The 24,880-nt window shown below is 40.0% G+C and carries 20 protein-coding genes and 1 pseudogene; 6 read left to right on the top strand and 15 right to left on the bottom strand.

The window, feature by feature from the left end:
- The 10 genes and pseudogenes from H561_RS0114600 to H561_RS0114555 all read right to left on the bottom strand — a co-directional run.
- A pseudogene (locus tag H561_RS0114600) lies at positions 1-1,634 on the bottom strand (hypothetical protein); the annotation flags it as partial.
- Positions 1,621-2,004 (bottom strand): hypothetical protein, encoded by a 384-nt coding sequence (locus H561_RS0114595; RefSeq protein WP_027387691.1) that lies wholly within the window; start codon positions 2,002-2,004, stop codon positions 1,621-1,623. The gene H561_RS0114595 and the pseudogene H561_RS0114600, both read right to left, overlap by 14 nt.
- Positions 2,005-2,104: 100 nt before the next feature.
- On the bottom strand, positions 2,105-5,851 hold the full coding sequence (locus H561_RS23380) for a coiled-coil domain-containing protein (protein ID WP_051349399.1): 3,747 nt from the start codon (positions 5,849-5,851) through the stop codon (positions 2,105-2,107).
- A gap of 393 nt (positions 5,852-6,244) precedes the next feature.
- The gene (locus H561_RS23980) at positions 6,245-6,415 is read right to left on the bottom strand and encodes a hypothetical protein (RefSeq protein WP_155845799.1); all 171 of its coding nucleotides are present in this window, start codon (positions 6,413-6,415) and stop codon (positions 6,245-6,247) included.
- Positions 6,416-6,580: 165 nt separating this feature from the next.
- The gene (locus H561_RS0114580) at positions 6,581-7,135 is read right to left on the bottom strand and encodes a hypothetical protein (protein ID WP_027387689.1); all 555 of its coding nucleotides are present in this window, start codon (positions 7,133-7,135) and stop codon (positions 6,581-6,583) included.
- Complete coding sequence (locus H561_RS0114575; protein WP_027387688.1) at positions 7,135-7,818, bottom strand: hypothetical protein; 684 nt, start codon at positions 7,816-7,818, stop codon at positions 7,135-7,137. The genes H561_RS0114580 and H561_RS0114575 overlap by 1 nt, the downstream gene beginning before the upstream one ends.
- Before the next feature lie 66 nt (positions 7,819-7,884).
- A complete protein-coding gene (locus tag H561_RS0114570) occupies positions 7,885-8,478 on the bottom strand; it encodes a DUF2589 domain-containing protein (RefSeq protein ID WP_027387687.1) in 594 nt (197 codons plus the stop codon).
- Between the two features lie 342 nt (positions 8,479-8,820).
- On the bottom strand, positions 8,821-9,858 hold the full coding sequence (locus H561_RS0114565) for a patatin-like phospholipase family protein (protein WP_027387686.1): 1,038 nt from the start codon (positions 9,856-9,858) through the stop codon (positions 8,821-8,823).
- A 188-nt stretch (positions 9,859-10,046) separates the two neighbouring features.
- On the bottom strand, positions 10,047-10,547 hold the full coding sequence (locus H561_RS0114560; RefSeq protein WP_027387685.1) for a M15 family metallopeptidase: 501 nt from the start codon (positions 10,545-10,547) through the stop codon (positions 10,047-10,049).
- 342 nt (positions 10,548-10,889) lie between these two features.
- A complete protein-coding gene (locus tag H561_RS0114555; protein ID WP_027387684.1) occupies positions 10,890-11,657 on the bottom strand; it encodes an XRE family transcriptional regulator in 768 nt (255 codons plus the stop codon).
- A 61-nt stretch (positions 11,658-11,718) separates the two neighbouring features.
- Between H561_RS0114555 and dinB the strand changes: the two genes are divergently transcribed.
- From dinB to H561_RS0114540, 3 genes are read left to right on the top strand one after another with little or no spacing between them, the layout of a single operon-like run.
- Complete coding sequence (gene dinB, locus H561_RS0114550; protein WP_027387683.1) at positions 11,719-12,867, top strand: DNA polymerase IV; 1,149 nt, start codon at positions 11,719-11,721, stop codon at positions 12,865-12,867.
- A gap of 23 nt (positions 12,868-12,890) precedes the next feature.
- Positions 12,891-15,944: a DNA polymerase III subunit alpha gene (locus tag H561_RS0114545; RefSeq protein WP_027387682.1), complete on the top strand. Its 3,054-nt coding sequence runs from the start codon at positions 12,891-12,893 to the stop codon at positions 15,942-15,944.
- On the top strand, positions 15,941-16,159 hold the full coding sequence (locus H561_RS0114540; RefSeq protein ID WP_027387681.1) for a DUF4113 domain-containing protein: 219 nt from the start codon (positions 15,941-15,943) through the stop codon (positions 16,157-16,159). The genes H561_RS0114545 and H561_RS0114540 overlap by 4 nt, the downstream gene beginning before the upstream one ends.
- A 96-nt stretch (positions 16,160-16,255) precedes the next feature.
- Here H561_RS0114540 and H561_RS0114535 read toward each other — a convergent pair whose 3' ends face one another.
- Positions 16,256-17,389, bottom strand: coding sequence for a serine hydrolase domain-containing protein (locus H561_RS0114535; RefSeq protein ID WP_027387680.1), 1,134 nt, complete (start codon positions 17,387-17,389; stop codon positions 16,256-16,258).
- 83 nt (positions 17,390-17,472) lie between these two features.
- On the opposite strand from H561_RS0114535, the gene H561_RS0114530 reads away from it, so the two are divergent.
- Positions 17,473-18,771, top strand: a complete 1,299-nt coding sequence (locus H561_RS0114530; RefSeq protein ID WP_027387679.1) for a M48 family metallopeptidase — start codon at positions 17,473-17,475, stop codon at positions 18,769-18,771.
- A 27-nt stretch (positions 18,772-18,798) separates the two neighbouring features.
- Here the strand turns inward: H561_RS0114530 and H561_RS22550 are convergent, their stop codons facing one another.
- The 4 genes from H561_RS22550 to H561_RS0114515 form a co-directional block, all read right to left on the bottom strand.
- Positions 18,799-20,055 (bottom strand): hypothetical protein, encoded by a 1,257-nt coding sequence (locus H561_RS22550; RefSeq protein ID WP_228372277.1) that lies wholly within the window; start codon positions 20,053-20,055, stop codon positions 18,799-18,801.
- A gap of 62 nt (positions 20,056-20,117) precedes the next feature.
- The gene (locus H561_RS24315; protein ID WP_228372276.1) at positions 20,118-20,321 is read right to left on the bottom strand and encodes a hypothetical protein; all 204 of its coding nucleotides are present in this window, start codon (positions 20,319-20,321) and stop codon (positions 20,118-20,120) included.
- 80 nt (positions 20,322-20,401) lie between these two features.
- Complete coding sequence (locus H561_RS0114520; RefSeq protein WP_027387678.1) at positions 20,402-21,943, bottom strand: glycine--tRNA ligase; 1,542 nt, start codon at positions 21,941-21,943, stop codon at positions 20,402-20,404.
- A 97-nt stretch (positions 21,944-22,040) separates the two neighbouring features.
- The gene (locus tag H561_RS0114515) at positions 22,041-22,553 is read right to left on the bottom strand and encodes a hypothetical protein (protein WP_027387677.1); all 513 of its coding nucleotides are present in this window, start codon (positions 22,551-22,553) and stop codon (positions 22,041-22,043) included.
- Between the two features lie 247 nt (positions 22,554-22,800).
- Here H561_RS0114515 and H561_RS0114510 point away from each other — a divergent pair, with 247 nt between their 5' ends.
- Together H561_RS0114510 and H561_RS0114505 are read left to right on the top strand one after the other, a co-directional pair.
- Positions 22,801-23,880, top strand: a complete 1,080-nt coding sequence (locus H561_RS0114510; protein ID WP_027387676.1) for an alpha/beta hydrolase — start codon at positions 22,801-22,803, stop codon at positions 23,878-23,880.
- Between the two features lie 284 nt (positions 23,881-24,164).
- The gene (locus tag H561_RS0114505; RefSeq protein ID WP_027387675.1) at positions 24,165-24,860 is read left to right on the top strand and encodes a pseudouridine synthase; all 696 of its coding nucleotides are present in this window, start codon (positions 24,165-24,167) and stop codon (positions 24,858-24,860) included.
- The last annotated feature ends 20 nt before the right edge of the window (positions 24,861-24,880 follow it).

Below are 24,880 nucleotides of genomic sequence, written 5' to 3'. Positions count from 1 at the left end.
TCTATATTATCAATATAAAGTATTTTTCTACCTTTGCGTTCGATTCCTGCTAATTCATTTAAATATTTAGTTGCTGCTTCAACTCCCATTTCATCCAGCTCTTTCGCAAAAGCGGCAACTGCTTTCTTGCTGCCTCTAAAAACTACAAAACCCTTATATTCCAGTCTTGTTATAAAGTTTCCATATGGAACATTCATTCCTGCACCTGTCTGCTGAAAAACAGTCTTCGGTTTCAATCCATGATTCCCTAAAGTTTCTGCTGTTTCTCTACTAAAGCCCAATCCTAAAAATTCTTTAGCTTTAGAGAGTTTGTGCTTTGCGCTTAAAAACCACTTTTCCAACTCATTCCAAACCTGTTGCAGAAAAGTCTTAAAGGCCTTACCTCCTTTTGAGAAAAGTTCCAGTAAAGCACTTAATGCTTTGTATGCCTGATCCTTTCCATACCTTGCGGCGGCTGAAATGCCGGCTCCGACTTCTTTATTTACAATCTCAATAATTTCAGCAATTTTGCCCAGTTTGGCTGCTTTTAAAACCTGTGTAAAAGGTATAAAAAAACTGGCAATAAAAGCAATCCCGCTTCCTGCAATATAAGAAACCCTTACCCAATCATAATCTTCTTTATTGTGAGTTTTACAAAAATCCAGCATTTTATTATACATTTCCGAAGCTGCATTTTCCAAATTATCCCAAAAATCTCCGCCAAATAAAAAATCATAGATATTATCCAAAGTTTCCATGGCCCCCTGAAAGTCATCGGTTGCATTAAAGGGAGCATCTAAAATACTTCCTACGAACTTAAAGATTGAAGATATAAAATCCACCAACCCATTCCATAACCCGCAACGGTAAGCAACCCACATTTGCGTTTTTCCTGCAGGGAAGTTGTCCAATTCATTATCTGTTAATTTATAAAAAGCCTCTACCTCTCTTGTAATGAAATTGTTATAATAACGGATGAATTTTTTTATTGCATTCGCATATTTTTTTATATACTCTTCAAGAATATTCGGAGTAATGTCATGGAGATCCAATCCTTTTTTATCTACAAAAAGCTTATCAAGATCATTCAGTAAATCGTCTGAAATAGTAATCTTTTTGAGAAGGTTATCTTTGTCAAAAAAATAATCTTCACTTTGAGTATCCCAAAAGTCATCGGATATTTTAAGATAATCCAGACCGTTTCCTATCTTATTACAAATCCATCCTGTTGCTTTTGATGTAGAAAAAAAATACAGAAGTCCCTGTTTAAGCGTTGTTAAAATGTTCTCCAGATTTACATTATTCTTTTCAATACTTCCTTTTTCAAGAAGTTCTTTTATTATGTCTGTATCCAGAGCTGTATTCTTTGATAATGAATTCATTACTGAAGAATTAAAGAATCTTTCGTCCAGTTCTCCACCTTTAATGTAAAATTGGTTTCTTACAAATGGAGAAACCTTTGCATAAAGTTTTTTAGGAGAGAAAAAATCTTCATCACCTTCAATAAAAAAATAAATATCGTTTTCTCCTAATTTTGATGCATTGTATGCCTCACGAACCTTATTTCCGTCATCTGAGAAGAAAAAATAAACGGTAAACATCAGTTTTTCATCAGGATCCTGTACTCCATTAAGATTTTTATCAAAAAAAAACATCTAAAGAAGTATATAAATAGCTATCCTTAGTTGTTTTTTTTAAATCATTGATAACCGTGAGATTTCCTTTTTGCTCTATCTGTGCATCTATAAAATAACAATTTTTAATAGGCTGCACTGTTTTACTATTATTTGAAGGCTGTACCTGTAATAAGGGACTTACATTGCTCATGCCTCTTACTGTTTCTCCCAGCCGTATAGGTTGCGAAATGCTGCTTTTGGTACCAAGAAAATCCTGAAAGCTTTTATTATTTTGCTCCATCATCGAAGAAAAGTCTAAAATATTTCCGTTTTGCCAGTCTGCCAGAAGTTCTTTTTGTGAAGCATCATCAAAATCCTGTATTTCATTTAAATAATCCTGAAAATTCATTGTATTTCATTTTTGTATTAAACAACATTTTTCCTGTTCCCCTACTGTGAGGAAGGGGATTTGTATAATTTTCAGAAAAAAATTCTATTACACTTTTAAATTATTGAAGGGCCTTTTTCAGATCAGACAGAGGCAGCTGGGCTACCAATTCTTTCGGATTATCATCTGTGGTCAGCTGAAGAAATCCTTCATTGAGTTCGATGTTGTCAACAAACCGGTCTTTTCCGGAATTAAGCTGGGCATCGGCTATAATTGGAAATTCAGTTTCCGTAACGACATCAGCCGGAACTTCAAACTCGTCAGGATTTTCCTGTGTAAATGGCAATGCCGTAGCCGTTACCAAGCCTGCAGAATCTTTCTGTAAGATGTTCAGGGCAGTCGGAACTGTGCTGATCCATGCTTTACCCTGTTTCAATCCTACCGGTTCACGCATTTCATCAACGATACTCATATACATCGGATCTCCGATAACAGGGACTTCACCGCCATTCCAGATTCTTCCGGTAGACAGGAAGAACTGTACGGCATCTTCAAAGCCTGGATTTACCGTAATGACTACTCTTGCCATACCTGCCTGAAGGAAATTCCTGAACAGCGGGTCGGCACTGTTGGATAAATACATATTCTGCCATTCATTTCTGTTGGCCCAGTAATAAGGGTAAAAGGTATATTGCATGATGGTCCATTCAAAAGCCTGTTCCATAAATTTGGCTAAAGCCGTATACTGATCCATATTTTCATCAAGGATAATACTGAAATCCTGCATGGCTTTGGCATTATTGGTAAGGTTTTTACCCAGGGCAGAATAATCCTGAAGTAAAAATGCGATACAGTTGTGCTTAAGGATGACCCTTTCCATATCACGGTAGAAAACGGAGACTTTTTCCTGGTTTTCTTTTTCCTGCTCTTTGGCGACGGCTTCCAGTTCTTTTTTCTTTTCCTGGAATGCAGTATAGGCTTCCTGATAAGCTTTGATAATAGCATCGAAATTTTCCTGCTTCCACGCATTCATATAGGCATCAGAAAGCTTACAGGTCACTTCAAAATTGAAGTTAACGGAGTCAATATTGGATGCCTGATAGACAAAATCATAGGTGCCGGTAACATTCTGAGGAGAAAATTCTGCAATGCCGTCAATAGAAGTAGAGCCATTGTTAAAAGGCACCATGCCTCCTGCAAAATTGCTGGTATATAAAGTGCTTCCTCCTTTTCTGTTTCTTTCAAATCCATACCACATTTTTACATGGCTTGCCTGATAATTTGCAGGGATATCAATGTTCAAATGCTTATACCCGCCATCGCCATTCAGTTTAATCCATTGCGAGCCGGTAGTGAACTTTTTGGTTGTTTCCATTAATTCGGTCAGCTTGACACCATAGATGCCTGCCCAATACTGTATCTGATCCAATGACGCTGATTTGGGATCTGCCATTGTTCTTGGCCGGGGAGCCGTTCTCGGATCAGCAGGAGCGGTCAGGGTTTCCGTTACGGAGGCTGCGGTTGCGAGACGGTGCAGTTTGGCTGGCTCAGGAATCATGAACTCAAACATGGTACGTTTGCCATAGTTGTAAATCTGATTCTTCATCTTTTTATCCACCCACCGGTAAACACCGATTACATGTTTATCACCATTTCTGTTATCAAAACCATGAGCATTGTTTTCCTCAAACTCTTCAATGATTTTTTCAATCCTTTCCTCAGCTACTTTGGTAAGCAGTCTTTCCGTCGCTTTTTCAGTGATTTCCTGGGATTTTGCAACAGCCTGTCTTATGCTGTTCTCTTTGGCATTATGGGAAGCAAAGCTGCCGCCGACCTGATAGGATTTGCCACCATAATTAAAATGTGCTTCCGCATTGGTATCCTGCTGGATAATGTTGGCCACTTCAGACTGCATGTCATTTCTGGTTGTTGAAGTGGTGTCACTTAAGGTTTCCCTTTCAGTATATTTGGAAGCCGTAGTCTGAATTTCACTTCTTCTCAGCTTCCGGGTAGATTTCTGCTTAAATTCCTTGGCCATTATATTCTCAATATGAGTAACATCTCCCGGAACATACGCATGGGTTGTTTGTACGACCTTCAGATAATCGGCAATGCCCAGTCTTTTTACCCCGAAATATTTAGGAAAGAAAACACCCGGCTGTGGAGTAGGGTTGCCATCGGAACCATCTGTTTTTATTGCCTCGGTATATAAGATTCCGGTATAAGGCTGATCAATAATTATATTCGAGTATTCTAAAGTTGCCTGCTTTCCGTTATTAAAGAAAATCTGAATTTTCAATGATCTGATCACTTTGCCAAATCGATTGACTAAAACAGGAGGAAAGGTCACTTTATTTTCGACAATATTTATATTTGAATAGGTTTCTTCGAAAAGGCCCAGGTCTGTGCTTGCTGAAATCTTTGCTGACCCTAAACCATACGAATTGCTTTCGGCCTGATAATAAAAGGTAAGCGAAGAAGAAGTCTGCGCGATACCTGTATTATAACTTGCTTTAAAATAATAAGTCCTTGAAACAGCCTGAGAAAGGTTGCTTTGAGAATTACTTACCGGCACTAATATATTTCCCAGATTAAGATACTTTTCTTCTTTAAGAGGAGATTTTTGAAGCAGTAATTGAACGGCAGCAGATAACTGTTGATCCAGCTTTTCGAATACTTCTGCATAAGTATCATAAAAGGTATTCATTTCAACGATATAGCTCCCTAGCTGCAATTTTCTTTCAGACAATACTGCAGTATAATTATCATCATAGGTGCCGGCTGCAGGCCTCCCTGCCTTTTTAGTAAATAAATTAACAAATAATTTTAAAGAATCTAAGGAAAGTCCGTCTTTTAAATCTTCAAAGTTAAGTTCATTTTTATAAGTGAGCTGGAAGAGAGGAATGTTTAAGGGCTGAAGGCTTTCGTATAATTTATCAATTTCAGCTTCGGTCATTTGTTCTGTAATCTGAGATTTTATTCGTTCAAGCTGTATATTGTATGCGTCAATCTCTTTTTTGTATCGCTCCTTATATTCCAGATTTGCAGTCTCGTATGCTTTGTTTTTTAATTTTACATAAACCGTTTGAATACTCTGCAGTTCTGATTTTAGTTTTTCAAGGCTTTCCTTTTCAAAATTCAATTTTGATAAGTCGGAGATTTCATTCCCTTCCGCCATTAATTGGTTCTGTACGGATAAAGGAAGATCTGTTGTATCGGCTATTCTTTGTTCTGTTTGAGAAGAATCTCCATTCAAAGTACTGCCAGTACTTAATCCCGGCCCTGAAAGTACTGCGCCTTCATATCCGTCACCGAAAAACTTCATTGGTAATACAACCCTAGCCGTCAGTGCTTTCGCTTTTGTTTTTGCTGTTTCTGGTGTCACCGGTAAAGTGCAGACATATCCGAAGTGAATGGCTTTCAAAATATGAATAAGCGCTTCTTTTACATAAAAGTTCTTTTCTGTAACTATCTGGTATATGAGATTGTCCCATAATTCAGGAATTTTGCTTTGAATGCTGCTATTGTTGTATAAGGTCTTAGCAGTGGCCTCATCAGATGCAGAAAGCGTTTCTTTTCTGGAGATTTTTCTGCCGATTTTTAATGCTTCTGCTAACGTGCTCTGTTCCACAATCAGTTCAGATTCATATCCTTTAGGGGAAAAGTTTTGTGCAGCTCTTTCCAAAGCCTGAAATTTTGCAAGCGCAGAATCTCCGGGGTTAACAGCACTATCAAAAGCACTTGATAAATTAGAAGGCCTAAGAATAAAACCAAAATTTTCCTTTTTGGTTTCCGTTAGCTGCGGGTTTCTTAAGCTTACAAATCTGAAAAGGGTTTGCGAATTGTTTTGTGTGTTTTTTGTTGCCATTTGTATTAATTTTAATTGAATTGTTAACCAGTTTTTATATAATTAAGGGTTAGAGGAAAATGGTTATATAAGAAAAAGGCATAGATGTTTTTCTTTAAGCATTTGTTATCTTTATCGGAAACCAAGTTCTTGCTTACATGATATTTTAAGGGTTGATAATTAGGTCGAAGCAACTTTTTATTAGACACTCAGGTCTTCGGCTTAAGATTTATCCGGACAAACATCAATTTGTTCTGTTTTTGTTTATTTTTAAACACAGTTCCGGCTGTCCAGCATTTTATGAATGGTGAATTCAAAGGGTTCGATAAAATTTTAAAGGATTGTTTTTGTGCTTTATGTATATTTCAAAGGTACTCGTGGACAGCGACAGAACTTGACGTGTTTACGTTTATTTTAATACAGATCTTCTTCAAAGACTTCATTTTCTATGTCCTGGCGGAAGAAGTTTTCAATGTCATTGAGATAATGGTCATAGTCTATCTCTGTATTTTCGATGTCGCTCCATTCTATGGTGTAAAGGTCTTCATCAAAGATGATGTCTGGATTGTGATTTGGTGTTTCCATATGGTATGAATTAGATTGGTTTATGGTATAGGTGTCCGGTAGGAATCTGATTGGCAATTTTAATAGGGTAGTTGTTATATCGGTGTTTTTTATTATGATTCAAATGTACGGGCAGGCAACGACAGAACTTGACGTGAAAAAAAAATAACTCAGGATTGAGTTATTTTAAGAGAAGTCGCTTAATTCTATTTCATCACCCATGAGCATTATAATATCCATCTCAGAAAGCAATGATTTGAGTTTGATGGCGCCCATTTTCAGGTCGTTCTCAGACAAAATATACAGCCATATTTTTTTAATAAAATCTTCGAACGGAAGGTTTTCATCATAGAGCTGTGTGCGGGTCTGGGCGGTCAGTACCAGCAGTTGCTTTACGATTTCCCGGCATTCGCTGATCTTTCTTTCATAAGGAGTAAGTACGGTGAGTACGGAATTCTGGATGTCGTACAGAATTCCGGAAGCTGCTTTTATCTGATTCTTTTTGACATTCACTCCTCTTCCTTCTGTTATTCTTGCGGCAATGATCTTGCTCCTGAAGCCGGCTATTTCAGAGACCTCGCTGATATTATAGGTAGAGAAGATATCTTCCGAAGCTTTCAGCCAGAGCATGATTTTATCGATGAAGTAAGGGTCCTTTTTTTCCAGAGAAGAAACAATACCGGGAAACTCCTGCAGCTTTTCCTTAAGCTGGCTTACGAGAATAAACTGTGATTTTCTCATTATTCAGGAATTAAAGTTTCAATGATATTTCCGTTGATATCTTCGTACCGGGACCATTCCATTCCGGATTCACTTACGCTCATTTTGGCATAAATCAGGCATTTCGGATCCAGGCTCATCAGCTTGCTGGCCTCTACAATGATCTCGTTTTGATCAACCTTTTCGATGACTTTTCTGGCTTCAAAAAGAGTGCGCTCTTTCAGGCTTTTTTGCAGTGTTTCATACTTAACTTCACCCCATTTAAAATTGGGCTGGCCTACACAGAATTCGGTGATATATTCAGGAATGGTATCAAAATACTTTTCTTGTGCCGCAGTTATTGTCAGCGTGTTTTCTTTTCTGATTTTATTGATGACATCATCATAATATATTTCCATGTCGAACAGAAAATTCTTGAGCTCCTTGTCGCTTGATGCATCGGCTGCATTGTAGCCTGTTTTCATTACTTTGATAATTTCGTCATAAGCGAAATCCCTGAGTTTAAGAATGGTTTGGCTTCCTGCTGTGGCAAAAGGAATGGTAAGATCTACGGTTCCGATCTTCATTCTCGGAATCGAAAAGTTTTTCAGCATCTCGTCTCTTGCGTATTCTTTTGCGATTTCCAGGGTCTGCAGATCGGCCATTTTTCGGGCAGAAGCAATTTCAGAAACAATTCCTCCCAGATATTCATTTAATTTTGGCATGATAAAATTTTTTTAGTTAATAAGATGGTAGAAAAGGATGGTTGCTGATGCAACCATCCGAAAAGGTTAATTATTGACTGCGGAAATACTGTCTTCCAGCATATCCATAACTCTTGAAAGTCCGGCCGGCAATTCGTCGTTTACCGCTTTTACATGTACTCCCAAAGTATAGGTTTTTTCGGTGGTGGAAGTGCTGGATGAAGTCTTTTTATATGATGCAGATGCATTAAACTTCACTTTCCAGAACTTGGCACTTAAGCTGGCAGTGCCACTGAATTCGCTGGAAACATTCTGGGTTTCAACAGAGTTTAGTTTAGCGTTGAAATCAATGGTCATTTCATCAATTCTCAGAGCCGGAATGGTAAGCATTGAAAGAAAAGGTACTTTTAGGTTAACTTCCGCATCGATGAACCTGTTGCTTGTAGCCCCACTGGTTGCAGTTGAATCATAAGCCGGATTAGGGACTGACTTTTTGTAATTAAAATCCACATATCTCAAAACGTCGGGCTGTCCGCTGGCTCCGGGAGTGAAACCTACTTCTTTAATAAAGTTGACCTGAGAAATAGATGCGTCATGTTGTGCTTTTACCGCAGCCTGTAACGGACCGCCAATGTAAACGCTGAAATCTAAGCTGTTTAATTCTTGTACTAAATTTGCCATAATTTTAATGGTTTTTTTTAAGGTTAATAAATTGGTTATATACAGTGCTAGCAAACTGTTATTATTAGGGAATACATATCCTGTCCAGCATCTGGGCTGAATCATAAATTTGAAGATATGTTGGGTGTTATAGCCCGGAGATACCGGCTATTGAAATTTCTAAATCACAAACTGAATATTGTAATATATTTTCATGATATTGAGTGACAGGTTATTTTGTTTTGGTTTCTGAATCAAAAGTACTTTGCGGAAGCGACAAAACTTGACGTATAAAAAATAATTTTTAAAAATATATTATTATAAGGTTTTTAGCTTATTTATTATTTTTATAAGTAAAATAGCTTATATTTTATTCCTGATCAGTTTTTGAACGATCTGATTCAGCAAATCTCTGTTATCATCAATATAACTCAGGCCGGCTTGGATCAGACTTTCAATATTAGACCTTCTCACATTATCCATTGCCGGAGAAGCGTTCTTCAATGAAGGGTTGAGCCGGTAATAATTTTTCTGGTTCCTTGATCCCAGAGTCTGAAACATCTGGCCCAGTTGGTAATCCACGGTTTCCGCATTGGCAGACATGAGAATATCGATAATAGGATTCACCCAGCCGATTTTTCCTGCTTTTTCTAGCTTTTTAAAAGAATAAGGTCTTGCCTCAATACCTGTTCCGATAGAAATGATCAGCAGGTCATTCACCGTCGGATAATTTGCTTTCTGATGGTTTTTCATAACTTCTGCAAAAGGAATTTTCCTGGCCTCTGCATAAGCACATAATGCCGGATTATTGGCGAACATGCCTCCGTCAATCAGGCTGAAAATCTGTCCGTACATGGATTTGATCTGGACCGGTGTGAAATAAGTAGGTGCTGCGGAAGTCGCCCTGCAGATATCCCTGACATAAAAATTATCAGTGCTTAAGCGTGCTTTCCAGGAATTAAATATTTTGGACCTTCTGTTTTCTATATCATAGCTTGTTATTAAACATGGTTTTATCAATTCCTTTAATTCTAATTTTCCAAAAAAATCATTCAGGTTTTTTTCAAGTTCTTCCTGAGGTATTTTTTCGTTGATCAATCCAAACGGATTTACGATACGCTCCCAAAAGGAAACCTGGAATATATTGCCACCTTTTTCAGCATATAGTTCCAATCCTTTCTGGATAGAATATTTTGCCTTCCGGTGCTCGTCGGGACATAAAATAATAGATGCAATCAGGCCTCCTGTACTGCTTCCTGCTACCAGGTCGAAATAATCTCCCAGTTTTGCATTCGGGTTGTCATACAACTGCAGCTGCTCTTCTATGTAGCGCAGGATAATACAGGTGATAATTCCCCTGATCCCGCCCCCGTCCAAAGAAAGAATGGTTGTCTTTTTCATTGTTATTTTCTACTTTTTCTTAAGAAATACGCAACAACTTTAGACAAGTAAAACCAATAGTTTTCTGAGAAATTTAACTATTGGTTTTAGCTTTATAATGATTGCTTTTGGTATTTCTTGTAAGCAAAGGTAGGCCGGAGATGCGACAGAAGTCGTCGTGTTAAAAAATAAATTCAAATAAAGGAGAATTATAAAATTACATATCCGTTATGGTCCCTGTTCATTTTAAGCAGGGTTCTCCAGCTTGTTTTTATCAGGCCTTTTTGAGTCTGCATATTCTTTTTTTCAAAATGGGGAAGGTCTTTAAAGGTTTTCCAGTTTCCGCCCCAGTCCCAGCCGTGTCTTGCAAAGATTTTCACACATTCGTACCAGTCTGCGACTTTATCATTATCCCAATCCTTAACAGTATCCCAGCTTGCCGTTTTTCCGTCAATCATTAAACAGATATCTACGGCAAGCCCGTAATTGTGGATGCTTTGCCCTGCTTTGGCATTCGTTACTTTTTTACCGGAAGTGATTCTGCCTATCGCATACAGTTTTTCCTGTTCCTCAAAGCTTCTCAGTCCCTGGGTGATTCTTACTTTTGCCCTTCCGGTTAATGCTTCATCACATTCCTTGATAATCTGCTTCACTTCTTCTCTTACTGTAGGGTGAAGCTGTTCTGTTCGCTGTAAAGTTATTTTATCCATATAATCAGTTTTTGGTGTTCTGGAAAACAAAGATATGACTGCAGTGCGACAAAACTTGACGTATTTAAAATAATTTAATATATTGAAATACAGGCTCTTATTGGTGATGGGATTTTTTTTGGCACAGAAGCCAATCTTACAGTTTATTCATAATAATGCGAAAAACAATACTTACATTGTTCAGTGCAATCAACGATTGAAATACTTAATAAATAGTTGCATGACTTACTCCTTTGGTGAAGGTATCGGATTACAGAGGTTATTTAAAAAAATAAACTTTACTATATTTTCAGTTTCTTGAGTACATCTTCACTGTATTTAAGCATGAATATTTTTATTTAATTAAGAAATTTTATCATTTAAATTTCTGATCTCTTTTCTGATCTCCAAAAACATATCCTGCAAATTATAATTTTTATAATGATCCGGTTCAAAATCTTCGGGGAATATTCCTGAAGCATACTGCCAGATTTCTACAATTTCTCCTAATGGGATATCATACGGTTTATAAAAAGAATTGTCAGCCGCCACAGTGACTGCTCTTTTTTTTCGCTGCTTAAACCTTTTATAGGAAATGCCGTCATTGAGAGTAACAAAAATATAGCTCTTATGCGGCTTTAAGTCTTCAATATTTTCCACATATTTACCGATGATGTAGGAGCCGTCTTTGAACGGCGGCATGGAATCCCCGCGCGCGGGGAATGCCCGGTATTTTCCATTTGCAAGGAATGGCAGGGAGATCTGCTGAAGGCTCTCAATATACTCCGGATCGCTGTATCCCGATAGGTATCCCATGGAAGCTTTTTGTGTAACAATTTCGATGTAATTGTTGCCTTCCCGGTCGATCATCACAGGAAGAACGATCCGGTTATCAGGGAGATGCAGGATATCTTCGAGCGGATATTTCCGGATATCCACAGTAAGGAGAAGGTCGATGCTCAGATTGAAATATTTCGAGATCCGAATCAGTACTTCATAAGGAGGCTCTGACCTTCCGTCCTCATACTTGGAATACCTGACCCTACTCAACAATACAGCATCTGCTGTTTCCTGCTGAGTAGCCTTTCTCTTAGCCCTTAAAAGCCTGATGTTATCTGAAAAAATTGACATTGATACAAATTGTATCAACAAATATACAAAAAATGATACAATTAGTATCTAGTTTTGCATAATGAACCGTGCGATTGTACATATGGACCTGGATGCCTTTTTTGTATCCTGCGAGAGGCGCAATAATGATGCCCTCCGGGGAATTCCTCTGATCATAGGAGGAGGCGACCGTGGGGTGGTGGCCTCCTGTTCCTATGAAGCACGAGAATTCGGAGTGCGTTCTGCTATGCCTATTCGTATGGCACTCCGACTCTGTCCTGAAGCTAAGGTCATTAAAGGAGATTATGAACTGTATTCAAATCTATCCCATACCGTGACTGAAGCCATCCAGGAAAAAGTTCCGGTAATGGAAAAAGCGAGTATAGATGAATTTTATTTAGATCTCTCTGGAATGGATAAATTTTTCGGCTGTTACCGGTGGACGCGGGAAATTGCTGCAGACGTTACCAAAGAAACGGGGCTTCCGATCAGCTTTGCTTTATCCGCCAATAAAACCGTTTCAAAGATCGGGACCGGGGAATCGAAGCCTGACGGGAAACTACAGATTCCCGAGGTGAATATCCGGTCTTTCTTGAACCCTCTGTCCATCAGGAAGATCCCGATGGTTGGGGATAAAACGTTCCAGCTCCTGTCAAGGATAGGGATACGTACCATCCATACCTTATCCGAAATGCCTGTTATGGCTCTGCAGCAGATGATCGGTACAAGTGGGAAAGACCTCTGGAAGAAAGCTAACGGGATTGATGAGAGTCCGGTAGTCCCATATTCCGAGCGCAAATCCCTTTCCACAGAACAGACGTTTATCAACGATACCATTGATCTCCCGGAATTAAAAAGAATTTTAAACAACATGTCGGAAAAGCTGGCTTACCAGCTTCGGCAGGAAAAATGGCTTACCTCTACGGTGGCAGTCAAGATCCGCTATGCTAATTTCGATACCGAGACGAAACAGAACCGTGTGGCCTACACCTCGGCAGACCATACCTTATCGAAGATAGCGCTGGAACTTTTCAACCGGCTATATACCCGAAGGATGCGGATCCGGCTGATCGGACTTCGGTTCACTGACCTGGTCCATGGGAACCATCAGATGAGCCTGTTTGAAGACACCGAAGAACAGATGAATCTGTACCAAACCATGGACTATCTCAAGAACAGATTCGGGGCCGATGCTGTAGGCAGGGCCTCCGGTTTTGATTTTGAAAAATAACTTTATTATAAAATATTCTTCCTATGTATCTCAATTGCCATTCCTTCCACAGCCTCCGTTACGGAACCATGTCCGTAGAAGATCTTGTACAGAAAGCCAAAAGTCTGGGCATCAAACAACTGGTGCTTACAGATATTAATACGGTTACGGCCATCTATGATTTCAAGAAACAATGCGAAGAGGCAGGCATTAAGCCCATTGCCGGAATGGAAGTCAGGAAAGAAAACAGGGTGCTGTATATCGCCATGGCGCGGGAATTTTCCGGGATTGGCGAAATAAACCGTAGGATTACCGCTCATAACTGCGACGGTGAAGAACTTTCGGAAACGGCTCCGGATTTTGAAAATGTATTTGTCATTTACCCGCTGGACAATATTCCGGCAGTACTAAAGCACAATGAATACATCGGAATCCGGGAAGAAGAACTAAACTTACTGATACGCCCTGAGCTAAAAAAACATAGTTCCAAAATGGTGATCCTTCAGCCGGTGACCTTCAGTTCCCAGAAAGAATACAATCTGCACCTGATCTTAAGGGCTATTGATAAAAATACACTGTTGTCCATGCTTTCGGAACAGGATATCTGCCGGAAATCGGAATACCTCAGACGGGAAAAAGAGATCATCGGAGACTTTCAGTACCATCCGGAAATTATTGAAAACACCCAAAAGCTTCTCGATGCGTGCTGCTTTGAATTTGATTTCGAGAAAGTTCGTAACAGGCAGTACTATACGCGATCCAAAGCCTCTGATCTGAAAATGCTCCGCAGGCTGGCTTATCTGGGATTGGAAAAACGCTACGGCCTGCAAAACAAAGAAGCGCAGGATAGGGTAGAGCAGGAACTGAAAGTAATTGATGACCGGAACTTCTGTTCTTATTTCCTCATCACCTGGGATATTGTCCGCTACAGCAACCGTATGGGACTAATGCATGTAGGAAGAGGGAGCGGAGCCAATTCTATTGTCAGTTACTGCCTGGGTATTACCGATATATGTCCCCTGGAGCTCGATCTTTATTTTGAACGGTTCCTAAACCTTAACCGTAAGTCGCCGCCGGATTTTGACATCGACTGGAGTTGGCAGAACCGGGATACCATTCTGGAATATATTTTTAAAAAGTACGGAAAAGAGCATGTTGCCTTCTGCGGAACCAACGTCAAGTTTAAATACAAATCGATCTTGCGGGAAGTAGGCAAAGTATTCGGGCTTCCTAAGGAAGAACTCGACAGCCTGGCCAACCATCCGGTAGAAACCCATGACCGGAACTCTATCATAAAACATGTTCACCGCTATGGCACCATGCTGGAAAAATTCCCGAACCAACGGAGTATGCATGCCTGCGGGATCCTGATTTCCGAGGAGCCGATTACCCATTTTACGGCACTTGAAATGCCACCTAAAGGATTTCCTATTGTACAATTCGATATGAATACTGCCGAAGATATCGGGCTTGAAAAATTCGATATTCTTTCTCAGCGCGGGCTGGGTACAATTAACGATACCGTTGAACTGATCAAAAAAACCAGAGGGATTACCGTCGATATTCGGGATACTTCACTGTCCAAAAACGAATCAAAGGCGAATGAATACCTCGCGACAGGCAGGACCATCGGATGCTTTTATATTGAATCTCCCGCCATGCGCGGGCTTCTGAGAAGGCTGAAATGCGAAGACTACCGGATCCTGGTGGCGGCTTCCTCCATCATCAGGCCCGGCGTGGCACAAAGCGGAATGATGCGGGAGTATATTTTCAGGCATAACCATCCGGATCAGTTTGAGTATTTCCATCCTGTATTTAAAGAAAATCTCGAAGAGACCTATGGAATTATGGTTTATCAGGAAGATGTTATTAAGATTGCGCAGTATTTCGGGGGGGTGTCGCTGGCTGACGGTGATATCCTCCGCAGGGCGATGAGCGGAAAGGAAAGGTCGATCCAAAAACTGCAGGAAGTTAAGGCCAACTTCTTCAAAAAATGTAAGGAGCGAGGACACTCTGAAGCACTTACCATAGAAGCTTTCCGGCAGATCGAATCCTTTGCCGGGTATTCCTTCTGCAAGGCGCATTCTGCGTCTTATGCCGTGGAAAGCTACCAAAGCCTTTACCTGAAGGTCTATTACCCACTGGAGTTCATGGTCTCGGTGATCAACAACCAGGGCGGATTTTACCGGACTGAGGTGTATATTCATGAGGCCCGGATGTCCGGCGCGAACATTCAGGCACCGTGTGTGAACAATAGTGAACTTCAGACAGTGCTCGATGGCCGGGATATTTATCTGGGGCTGGCCCTGATGCAGGGGCTGGATACCGGAACAATCCAACGGATGATAGAAGAACGGGGATATAACGGGAAATACCGGTCACTGGAAGATTTTATCAGGCGTGTCCCGGCCGGTATTGAAACCGTGCAGACCTTGATATTTATCGGGGCCTTCCGGTTTACCGGAAAGCCTAAAAATGAACTTTTGGTGGAAGCCAGGATGCTCATGGTAAACTTTAAAGCTGAAAGCAGGGGAATGGTGCTGATTGATGAGCCTTTCCAGCCCTATATGCTGCCTGAGTTAAAAAGAGAGCCTTTTGAAGATGCCTTTGATGAAATCGAGATTATTGGGTTTCCGGTTTCCTGCAGCCCTTTTGATTTACTACAGACTTCATACAGAGGTTCCGTATTCGTAAAAGACCTGCCGCAGCACCATAAACGCCAGGTGAAGATGCTGGCCTATCTGATCTCCAGGAAACACGTGCCTACTAGAAAAGGAGCCATGTATTTCGGTACTTGGATCGATGCAAACGGAGAATATTTCGATACTGCCCATTTCCCGGATAGCCTGAAGGAATACGATTTTCAGGGCGGCGGCTGTTACCTGCTGCTGGGAACTGTGGAAATTGATTATCATTTTCCCACCATCACCATCCATAAAATGGCCAAGATGCCGATGATTCCTGATCCGAGGTATGCTTATCATCAGGAAAAACAGTATCATATTCATCAGAAAATCAGGGAAGATGTAAGCATGACCTCACGGAAGCCCTATCCCCAAGCGCAGGAAATTAATCTGCCGAGGCAAAAATTCAGATGATAGCGATCTTTGCGTATACCGCAACTGTATTGTATTTTATTACTGAAGACCAGCGTCTCATCAGTCTTTTTGAAGAAGATACCCAAAACTTGCATTTGCCGGTCATGAAGGCAATGGATGCCATGAATAAGAAATTCGGGAAGGATAAGGTGCGGCTCGGAAGCATGAGCGGAGAAAATACGTTCGGGCGGAAGCAGATGTCTCCAGAATATTAAGCCTTGTTAAAGAACAACACATTCACGGAAGCGAATTTCAGGTTCCATTAAATTATTTATTTCTTTACATACATACATACATACATACATACATACTTACTGGAACAGCTTTACCGTTTCATTCACAAGGAATTTCACCTGATCCGGCCTTCCCCTGTCATTTTTCGGTAGATTATTATAGCTGCCGGTCCTTACGATCACCATATTGTGTTCAGGGACCATAATGATATACTGCCCCTGAAGTCCGAGGAAATAATAATGCTTTACCGGATTGTCATGGTTGATCCAGAATCCCATCCCGTAGATTTCTTTGGATTTTTCTGTCGGAGCCCGCATTTGGTTGATAAAATCAAGGTTCAGAAGCTGTTTGTCCCCAACTTTTCCGTCATTGAGAAATAGCTGTCCGAGCCTGGCAAAATCTCTCGCCGTAGAATGGATACAGCAGTAGGTTTTTTCCATTCCGCTGTTATCGGTGCTCCAGGCAGCATTGTGTTCCATTCCCATCGGGTCCCAGAACTTTTCAGATAGATAGCTTGCCAGTGACTGATTCACCGCTTTTCTTACGGCAAAGCCTAAAAACTGGGTAGATCCGCTTTGGTATTCAAATCTTTCGCCCGGGTTTTCCTTGAAATTCCTTGAAAAAGTTGCTTTGATCAGACTTCTTCCGTAATAGGCTTTTGCATTCGGTAAAAAGGGATTTTTATAATCTTCGTTCCAGTCCAGGCCGGATTCCATCTGGGCCAGATTTTTTAAAGTTAGGTTTTGGGCAAATTCCCTGTGATTGAATTCCTCAAAATAATCTGAAAATCTGTCATCAATACTTTTAATCTTTCCTTCCTCAATGGCCTTTCCCAGAAGCATTACCGTAACAGCCTTTGCCATTGAAAATGAGTTGGTCTGTGATTGCCGGTGATAATCGTTCCAGTATTGTTCATGAACAAGTTTCCCGTTTTTAACAACAATAAAAGATGCAGTATGGGAATGGATTAAATCTTCAATGATATGTTTCGGTAATTCGGTTTTGTTGTATTCAGGGGCTTCGTCCCAGGACATTGGAGATCCTGTGGCAATAATATTGTGGGTGAAAAATTTTCCGTCATCAATATTCGCGCTGGTTTTTCCTTTTAAGTAGGTTTTGGAAATCCCGTTAAAAAGATAACCATATCCCAAAAGATAAAAGAGTGCCGCAGCGATAACGATAAACGTCAGGAAATAAATAAGTAGGATCATAGCAAAGCATCTGTAACAAAGTTAAAATAAATTTGAAAACATGAAATGAAATGATTTATTTTTGTGATTATTTGATATAAATGATGACAAAACTAATATCCTTTTTCCTGCTGTATGCCTTTGCTGTTACTTTCGGACAGGTGTATGAGCCTATTGATACGGCCGATTATGCACAGCGAAGAGACTTCCTTAAAAACTTTTCGGTGAATACTGAAGATCTGATTAAAAAAAGCAAATCTGATTATCCGGGGAAACGGGGAAATGAATTGTCTAAAATTTACAGGGAATTTTCTAAAGAATTTGAAAAGAAGGTAAAAGATAAAGACTTTGTCTTTAATTCTGTGTTTGATGTGCAGGTAAAGAGTCTGATTGCGCGTTTAAGGAAAAATAATCCCCGGATTCCCGAAAACCTGAAAATCCTCATTGCAAAAGACAATACCCCCAACGCCTACTGCTTTGCAGACGGTACTTTTGTAATCAACATGGGGCTTTTTAACTGGCTGAATAATGATGATCAGCTGGCAGCCGTCATTTCCCATGAGTTAGGGCATAAGATTTCAGACCATACCGCAAAAACTTTCCTGGATATGATTGACCAGGACCAGATGGACAGAATGGTGATCCAGAACATCAAGTCGACTAAGGAAAACCGTAACCAGAGAGCTTTTGACATACTGAAAAACAGGGTTTACAGGAAAGGAACCGAAAACAGGAAACAGGAGATGCAGGCAGATTCCCTGGGATACAGTATTTTTAAAAACAGTGAGTTCAAAAAAACAGAGTTCATCAATACCCTGAAAAGGCTGGAAGATTTTGACACCATTTCACCCCGGGAACTGAAGGTGGAAACCTATAAAAAATATTTCAGTCTTCCCAAACAGGAGTTTAAAGAGAAATGGCTGCAGAAAGAGGATTTTTCATTGTATAATTATAACCACTTCAAAGAAAAGTTTAATAAGGATTCATTGAAATCCCATCCTGAAATGATATTAAGGATTAATCATCTGAAGAATATATTTCCGGAACTGAAAACTGAAGCTGCTGATGAAAAAGCAACGGCATCATATGCTGCTCTCGAGAAAACCGCGAGAATAGAAACATTACCGAATTTCTATCATTCTGAAGATTACGGAATCGGTATTTATGCAAGCCTTCAGTTTCTGCAGGATGGGGAAGAGGAAACCTATTACAAAGCCTGGCTCGGGAAATGTTTTGCTAAAATTTATGAGGCCCGGAAAAGCTATAATTTAAACCGGTATCTTGACAGGGTAGATCCTAAAAACCAAAGTGAAAGTTACCGGCAGTTCCTGAACTTTATGTGGAACCTGAGCCTTGATGAAATAAAGAATATTGCCGATTACTATAAAGCTACAGTCTCCTGACCTTTGGTCAGGAGACTGTAGCGATTCTTAATAATTAAGCCTTTCCAGGCGGATCTTGTTAAATTTTTCTTTTTCATTAAACTCCCTCAGAAGGATATAACCTTCTTTACCCACATAAGGAATTACGGTATAAGAATCTTTTTCCGAAATAGGAACGATCTCTTGTTTAAATGTTCCATTGATAAGCGTATTGATAAATAATTTCCAGTTTTTTTCTTTGGTTTCTTTATCTTTTTGTAAATCCCGGTAAAAGAAAACAACATCATTTCCATTATTGATGTATTGTGAGAATAAATAATCGCTTGTCGTTAATGACTTTTCTTTGGCAAAGATTTTTGTTCCTTTTACTTTAAAATCTTTATCTGTAAAAATGTAGACCAGATCTGTAGTTTTAGGAACTCCGTAATTGAAATCTATTTTATATTTTTCAAGAAGAATGCCTACACTCCCGTCTTTTAAGAAGAATACGTCCCGTGGCTGGAGGTGATAGCTTTTTTCAACATAGCCCAGCGCATCGATTCTAGGAATGTAAGAAGATAAATCTGGAATATAATTGATCTTTTGGGTATTAACATCAAAAGTGTTCTTATCAATGACAAGCCTTGCAAAGCCTACCCCTTTTTTATCTTCATAGTTTCTTCCTACCATAACAATTTTATCATCAAAAGTTTTATCGTTATCCAGGCTTCTTGTGGTAGAAGAGAAATTCGTGATGTTGTCAATCGTATCGTCCGAAAGCCCTGAAATAGGCTTCGTTATTACTTCCTTTCCTGTTTTCATGTCCAAAACAAGCAAGGTGAATTCCTTGGTATCGCTGTTTTTTTTCTGCCGGATAAAGTAGATGTTTTTGTCATCTTTTTCCAGCAATGCAAGTTCTTCGGTATTTTTCTTGTCACCGGAGGTGTTGTATCGGTATCGCCAGACTTCGTTTTTGTTTTCGTCAAATTTTATTAAAGAATTATTGTTGACATATTTGCCGTAGTCGTTGAGTTCAATGGCTAGAAAACCGCCTTCTTTGATTTCAAAAACGGTTGAGTAGTAATTATAGCCTTTCGCTTTTTTCTCTTCCCGGTTTTCCTGGCGGGCTGCTTTCCAGTTTTTAGGCTGATTGATTACCTTAAACGTTCCGTTGTCATAGTCGTAATAGGTTTTTTGCTGAATCGAATTGCTTGTCAGATCGATTTCCATGGAACGCGGTGAAAACAATTCACTCATTTTTATTTTAGAATAATCCAAAGAACTCGGACGGAGAATTACTTTTTTCCTGAAGTCTACATATCCCATGTAGGAGCCTGCCGTAATATCTCCTTCAAATTCTTTATTTGCGACGGGATTGAGGTTTTTATCTAAGATGACGTATTCGAATTTTTTTGTTTTGTCACCTGATTTCCCGTAAGAATATAGAGAAACATATCCGTAAAGATTGTCTTGCTCGTCAAATAAAGCATTATCCCCACATGTTCACCGGCAGCTAAAGTGGCCAGATCCTGAGTCTGCGAAAAGCATAAGGCATAAACGAAACCGAATGTCAGTAAGAGTATTTTTTTCATGGTAAAATTTTAGTTTCAAAAATAATGAATTAACCGATATGGTATAAAACAAAAAGCCCTGATTTCTCAAGGCTTTTAATCTATAGTTTAGAAAGTAAATTTCTGAAATTCGTCTTTTCGTCGATGATTCGTCTCAGCTCTGAAACCGGCACCCTTTCCTGCTGCATGGTATCCCTGTCCCTGATGGTTACCGTATGGTCGGTAAGGGAATCGTGGTCAATGGTGATACAATAAGGGGTTCCGATGGCATCCTGTCTCCTGTAGCGTTTCCCGATGGCATCCTTTTCTTCGTAGAATAAGTTGAAATCGTATTTCAGGTCGTTGAAGATTTTTTCTGCATATTCTGCCAGACCGTCTCTTTTCATTAACGGAAGAATAGCAGCTTTAATCGGTGCCAAAGCAGGAGGTAAGGATAAAACCGTTCTTTCCGAACCGTCTTCCAGCACTTCATCTCTTAAACAGTGTGAGAACAGAGCAAGGAACAAGCGGTCTAAGCCAACCGAAGTTTCCACCACATAAGGGACATAATTTTCATTTCTCTCAGGATCGAAGAACTGAAGCTTCCTTCCGGAGAATTCTTCATGCGCCTTTAAGTCGAAATCGGTTCTTGAGTGAATGCCTTCCAGTTCTTTGAACCCGAACGGGAAATTAAACTCAATATCAGCCGCGGCATTGGCATAATGCGCCAGCTTTTCATGGTCATGGAACCTGTAATTATCATTTCCTAACCCTAGAGCCAAATGCCAGTTCAAACGCTTCTGTTTCCACTGTTCGTAAAATTCAAGCTCGGTTCCCGGAGCTACGAAGAACTGCATTTCCATCTGTTCGAATTCACGCATCCTGAAGATGAACTGTCTCGCAACGATCTCATTTCGGAATGCTTTTCCGATCTGGGCAATCCCGAAAGGAAGTCTGTGGCGCGAGGTTTTCTGTACGTTCAGGAAATTGACGAAAATCCCCTGGGCCGTTTCCGGTCTTAAATAAAGGTCCATCGCAGAATCTGCAGAAGCCCCTAATTTGGTTCCGAACATCAGGTTGAACTGCCTTACTTCCGTCCAGTTTTTAGAACCGGTATCAGGATCCGCAATTTCAAGCTCTTCAATTAAAGCTTTTACATCGGCAAGGTTTTCATTTTCCAGGGATTTTGCCAGCCTTGCCAGGATGGCTTCCCTTTTTGAACGGTATTCCAGGATTTTCGGGTTGGTCGCCACAAACTGAGCTTTATCAAAAGCGTCACCGAATCTTTTCGCTGCTTTTTCAATCTCCTTGTTTTCTTTATCTTCAATTTTTAAGCAGTAGTCTTCCACCAAAACGTCTGCGCGGAAACGTTTCTTGGAATCTTTATTGTCAATCAATGGATCGTTGAAAGCATCTACATGGCCCGATGCCTTCCAGATAGTCGGGTGCATCAGGATCGCCGAATCAATACCCACAATATTCTCGTTCAGCTGTACCATCGCTTTCCACCAGTATTGTTTGATATTATTTTTAAGTTCGGCACCGTTTTGTCCATAATCATAAACAGCGGATAAACCGTCGTAGATCTCACTTGAAGGGAAAATAAAACCGTATTCCTTGGCGTGAGAAATCACTTTCTTGAAAACATCTTCTTGCTTTGCCATAATTTTTTTAACGTCTGAAGTGCAAAAATAGGAATTTGGATTCCAATTCCATGACATTCAATAAAAAAAGCAGCTAAAAAACTGCCTTTCTGTATTTTTAAAAGTTATAACTGAGACCGATGCTGTTTCCGCGGATGTCGAGCTTGTAGGAAGTTGCTTTCGCTTCATCAGCACCAGGTTCCTTATTCTGGGTATCTATTGCTTTTTTTAAGTTTTTATCAGCGCTTATGGCAAAAGGGATTCCGATCCCGACAGCTCCCAGTCCGATTCCTATTAATCCCCAGCCTCCGGATTGCTTTTCTTTCACAGCCACTCCGTTATAATATACCGTTTTGTTTTTTGTAATTTCTTTAACCAGACCGAAGCCGATGAAACCGCCGCCGATGGCTCCGAAGATCTGGGATACCGTACTGTTGGTGTTTGCCTTTTTCATGTAGCCCAGCGCTTCCTGGTTGGTGAAAACCTTTTTGTATTCGGAGAATTTGTATTTTTGATCCCCTTTGATGAAAAACTCACGGTTGGATTTCCCCAGCCTCAAAGAGTCGGATTGCTGAGCAAAAGATACCAGAGGGAAAATGCTGCAGAAAAGCACGAATATTAATTTTTTCATGATTGAAATTTTTTTGCGAAAATAAATAAAACGGATATTCTACAACGAATTTTAACCTATTATTTTTTTAGGAGCCGGGAACCTGCTCTCCGCTATATCTTTTGCTTCGCAAAAGGATGCCGCTGCGATCAGGGCTACTGATAAAGAGCGGCATAACCTAATGGTTTTCAAACTCTGTTAGGTTTAATAGATATATTGTCTCAATTTGAGGTAATTTATCGATATTTGTAAAAATCAACAGATTACAATGAGAAAATTCAGTCTTTTACTTTTTACCCTTCTGCTTTTTACTCAGTTCTTGTCAGCTCAGGCCATTCCTGCCGGAAAAGTTGTTACCACTTATATTACAGCAAAAACATTACAGAACACAGCATGGGAAAATCCTACACGGAGAGTTTCAGTATACCTTCCGCCGGATTATGAAAAATCTGCGAAAAGATATCCTGTGATTTATTTCTTACATGGCTTTTTCTGGAGCGATAGCCTCTTGGTAAATAGTGATCATATTAATCATATTTTCGACCGTGCTATTCATTTACAAAAGATAAAGCCTGTTATTGTCGTGATGCCGGATGAAAGCACGGTTTTTAAAGGAAGCTTTTATGCCAATTCAAATTCGTCCGGAAGCTGGTCGGATTTTACTTCAATCGAACTGGTGGATTTTATCGATAAACGCTACAGAACAATCGCTGACAAAGACAGCCGCGGGATCTCAGGTCATTCTATGGGAGGAAACGGAGCTTTACGGAATGCTATCCTTTATCCTGACGTTTTTTCGTCCGTATATGCGCTTTCTCCCGGAGTTCTGGATGCCCGGTATTTTGCGCTGACAGAGATTGAGCTGTATAAAAACTTAGATGCCCTCAAAAAAACAGAGGATCTTTTAAAACCTGAAAACTCCAGGACAAATATTATTATTGCCATCGCAAGAGCCTATAACGGGAATGAAAAAAATCCCCCTTTCTATGCTGATTTCCCTTTCTCGTTCGAAAATGACCAGCTGAAAGCGGATGCTTCCGTTCTGCAGGCAATGAAGAACCATTCAACTTCAGAACTGCCTTTCTCACATTACAAAAACCTTAGAAAATTAAAAGCGATAAAGTTCGACTGGGGAAGGAATGATGAATTCAGACATATCCCGCCTACCTGCATGGATTTCAGCAAAACTCTGGAAATGATGAAGATCAAACATGAGGCCGAAGAATATATCGGAACCCACGGAAGCGAAGTCAGCAAAGAAAACGGAAGAATTGAAAACAGCATGCTGCCGTTTTTCAACATCCATCTGAAGTTTGAAAGTAATCATCAGCCACGGGGATCTCTATAGGTATGTTAGGCAACTATCATTATAAAAAATCTGATATAATATTTTGTGCATTATATTTTATTTTGAGAAGGTAAAGGCAAATAAGTTTATTGCGCGAAGCTGTCGCAGGATTTCATCAGATCTGCCTGCTCATTCCATTCCTTCTTCGTCATTTGAAATAAAGCATAGAGAAAAGCAGATCTTTGCGTTGGAAAAACAGCAAATCAATTAAATATTGTTTAGGAAAATGATACGCAGATAGAACCTTCACTGTAATATCAACCGGAAATTTTTACTTTTGTCCCATGTTAGAAATTCTTTATCGCGACGAGTATCTTATTGCCATCAATAAGCCCAACGGACTGCTGGTTCATAAATCTTTTTATTCCGGAGAAGCGGATGCCTATGCGATCCGGGAATTAAAAAATCAGATCGGGCAATCTGTATACCCCGTTCATCGCCTGGACCGGAAAACTTCAGGAATCCTGCTGTTTACTTTAGATAAAGAAACCCTGAGAATCATGAGTGACCGGTTTGCTGCAAGACAGGTTGAAAAGAAATATCTGGCCATTCTTCGGGGCTGGACGAAAGAAGAAGAAACCATCGATTATGATCTGACCAATGAGGACGGAACCAGGCAGAATGCTATTACCCGTTACCAACTCTTACAGACTGCGGAAATAGACCTGGCATTCGGGGTGCATCAGACTTCCCGATATTGTCTGGTGGAAGCTGTGCTTGAAACGGGGAGGATGCATCAGCTGAGAAAACATTTTAAACATATCCTCCATCCTATTCTAGGGTGCCGCCGTTACGGCTGCAATAAACAGAACAAGTTGTGGCTGGAGAATTTCGGAATGACGAAAATGATGCTCCATGCACACCGATTGGTCTTTAATCATCCCATCAGCAATGAAAAAATTACGCTGAATGCAGTAATAAATGAGGAGTTCAAAAGAGTAGGGGATATCCTGAATTTCGATTTGAGTTTATATTGTTAGTTAATATTAAATGCAATTGC

The organism is Chryseobacterium gregarium DSM 19109 (assembly GCF_000430845.1).
GTDB classification, from domain to species: domain Bacteria; phylum Bacteroidota; class Bacteroidia; order Flavobacteriales; family Weeksellaceae; genus Chryseobacterium; species Chryseobacterium gregarium.
The sequence above is the reverse complement of the archived record's forward strand: the minus strand, read 5'-3'. Positions and strand labels throughout refer to the sequence as shown.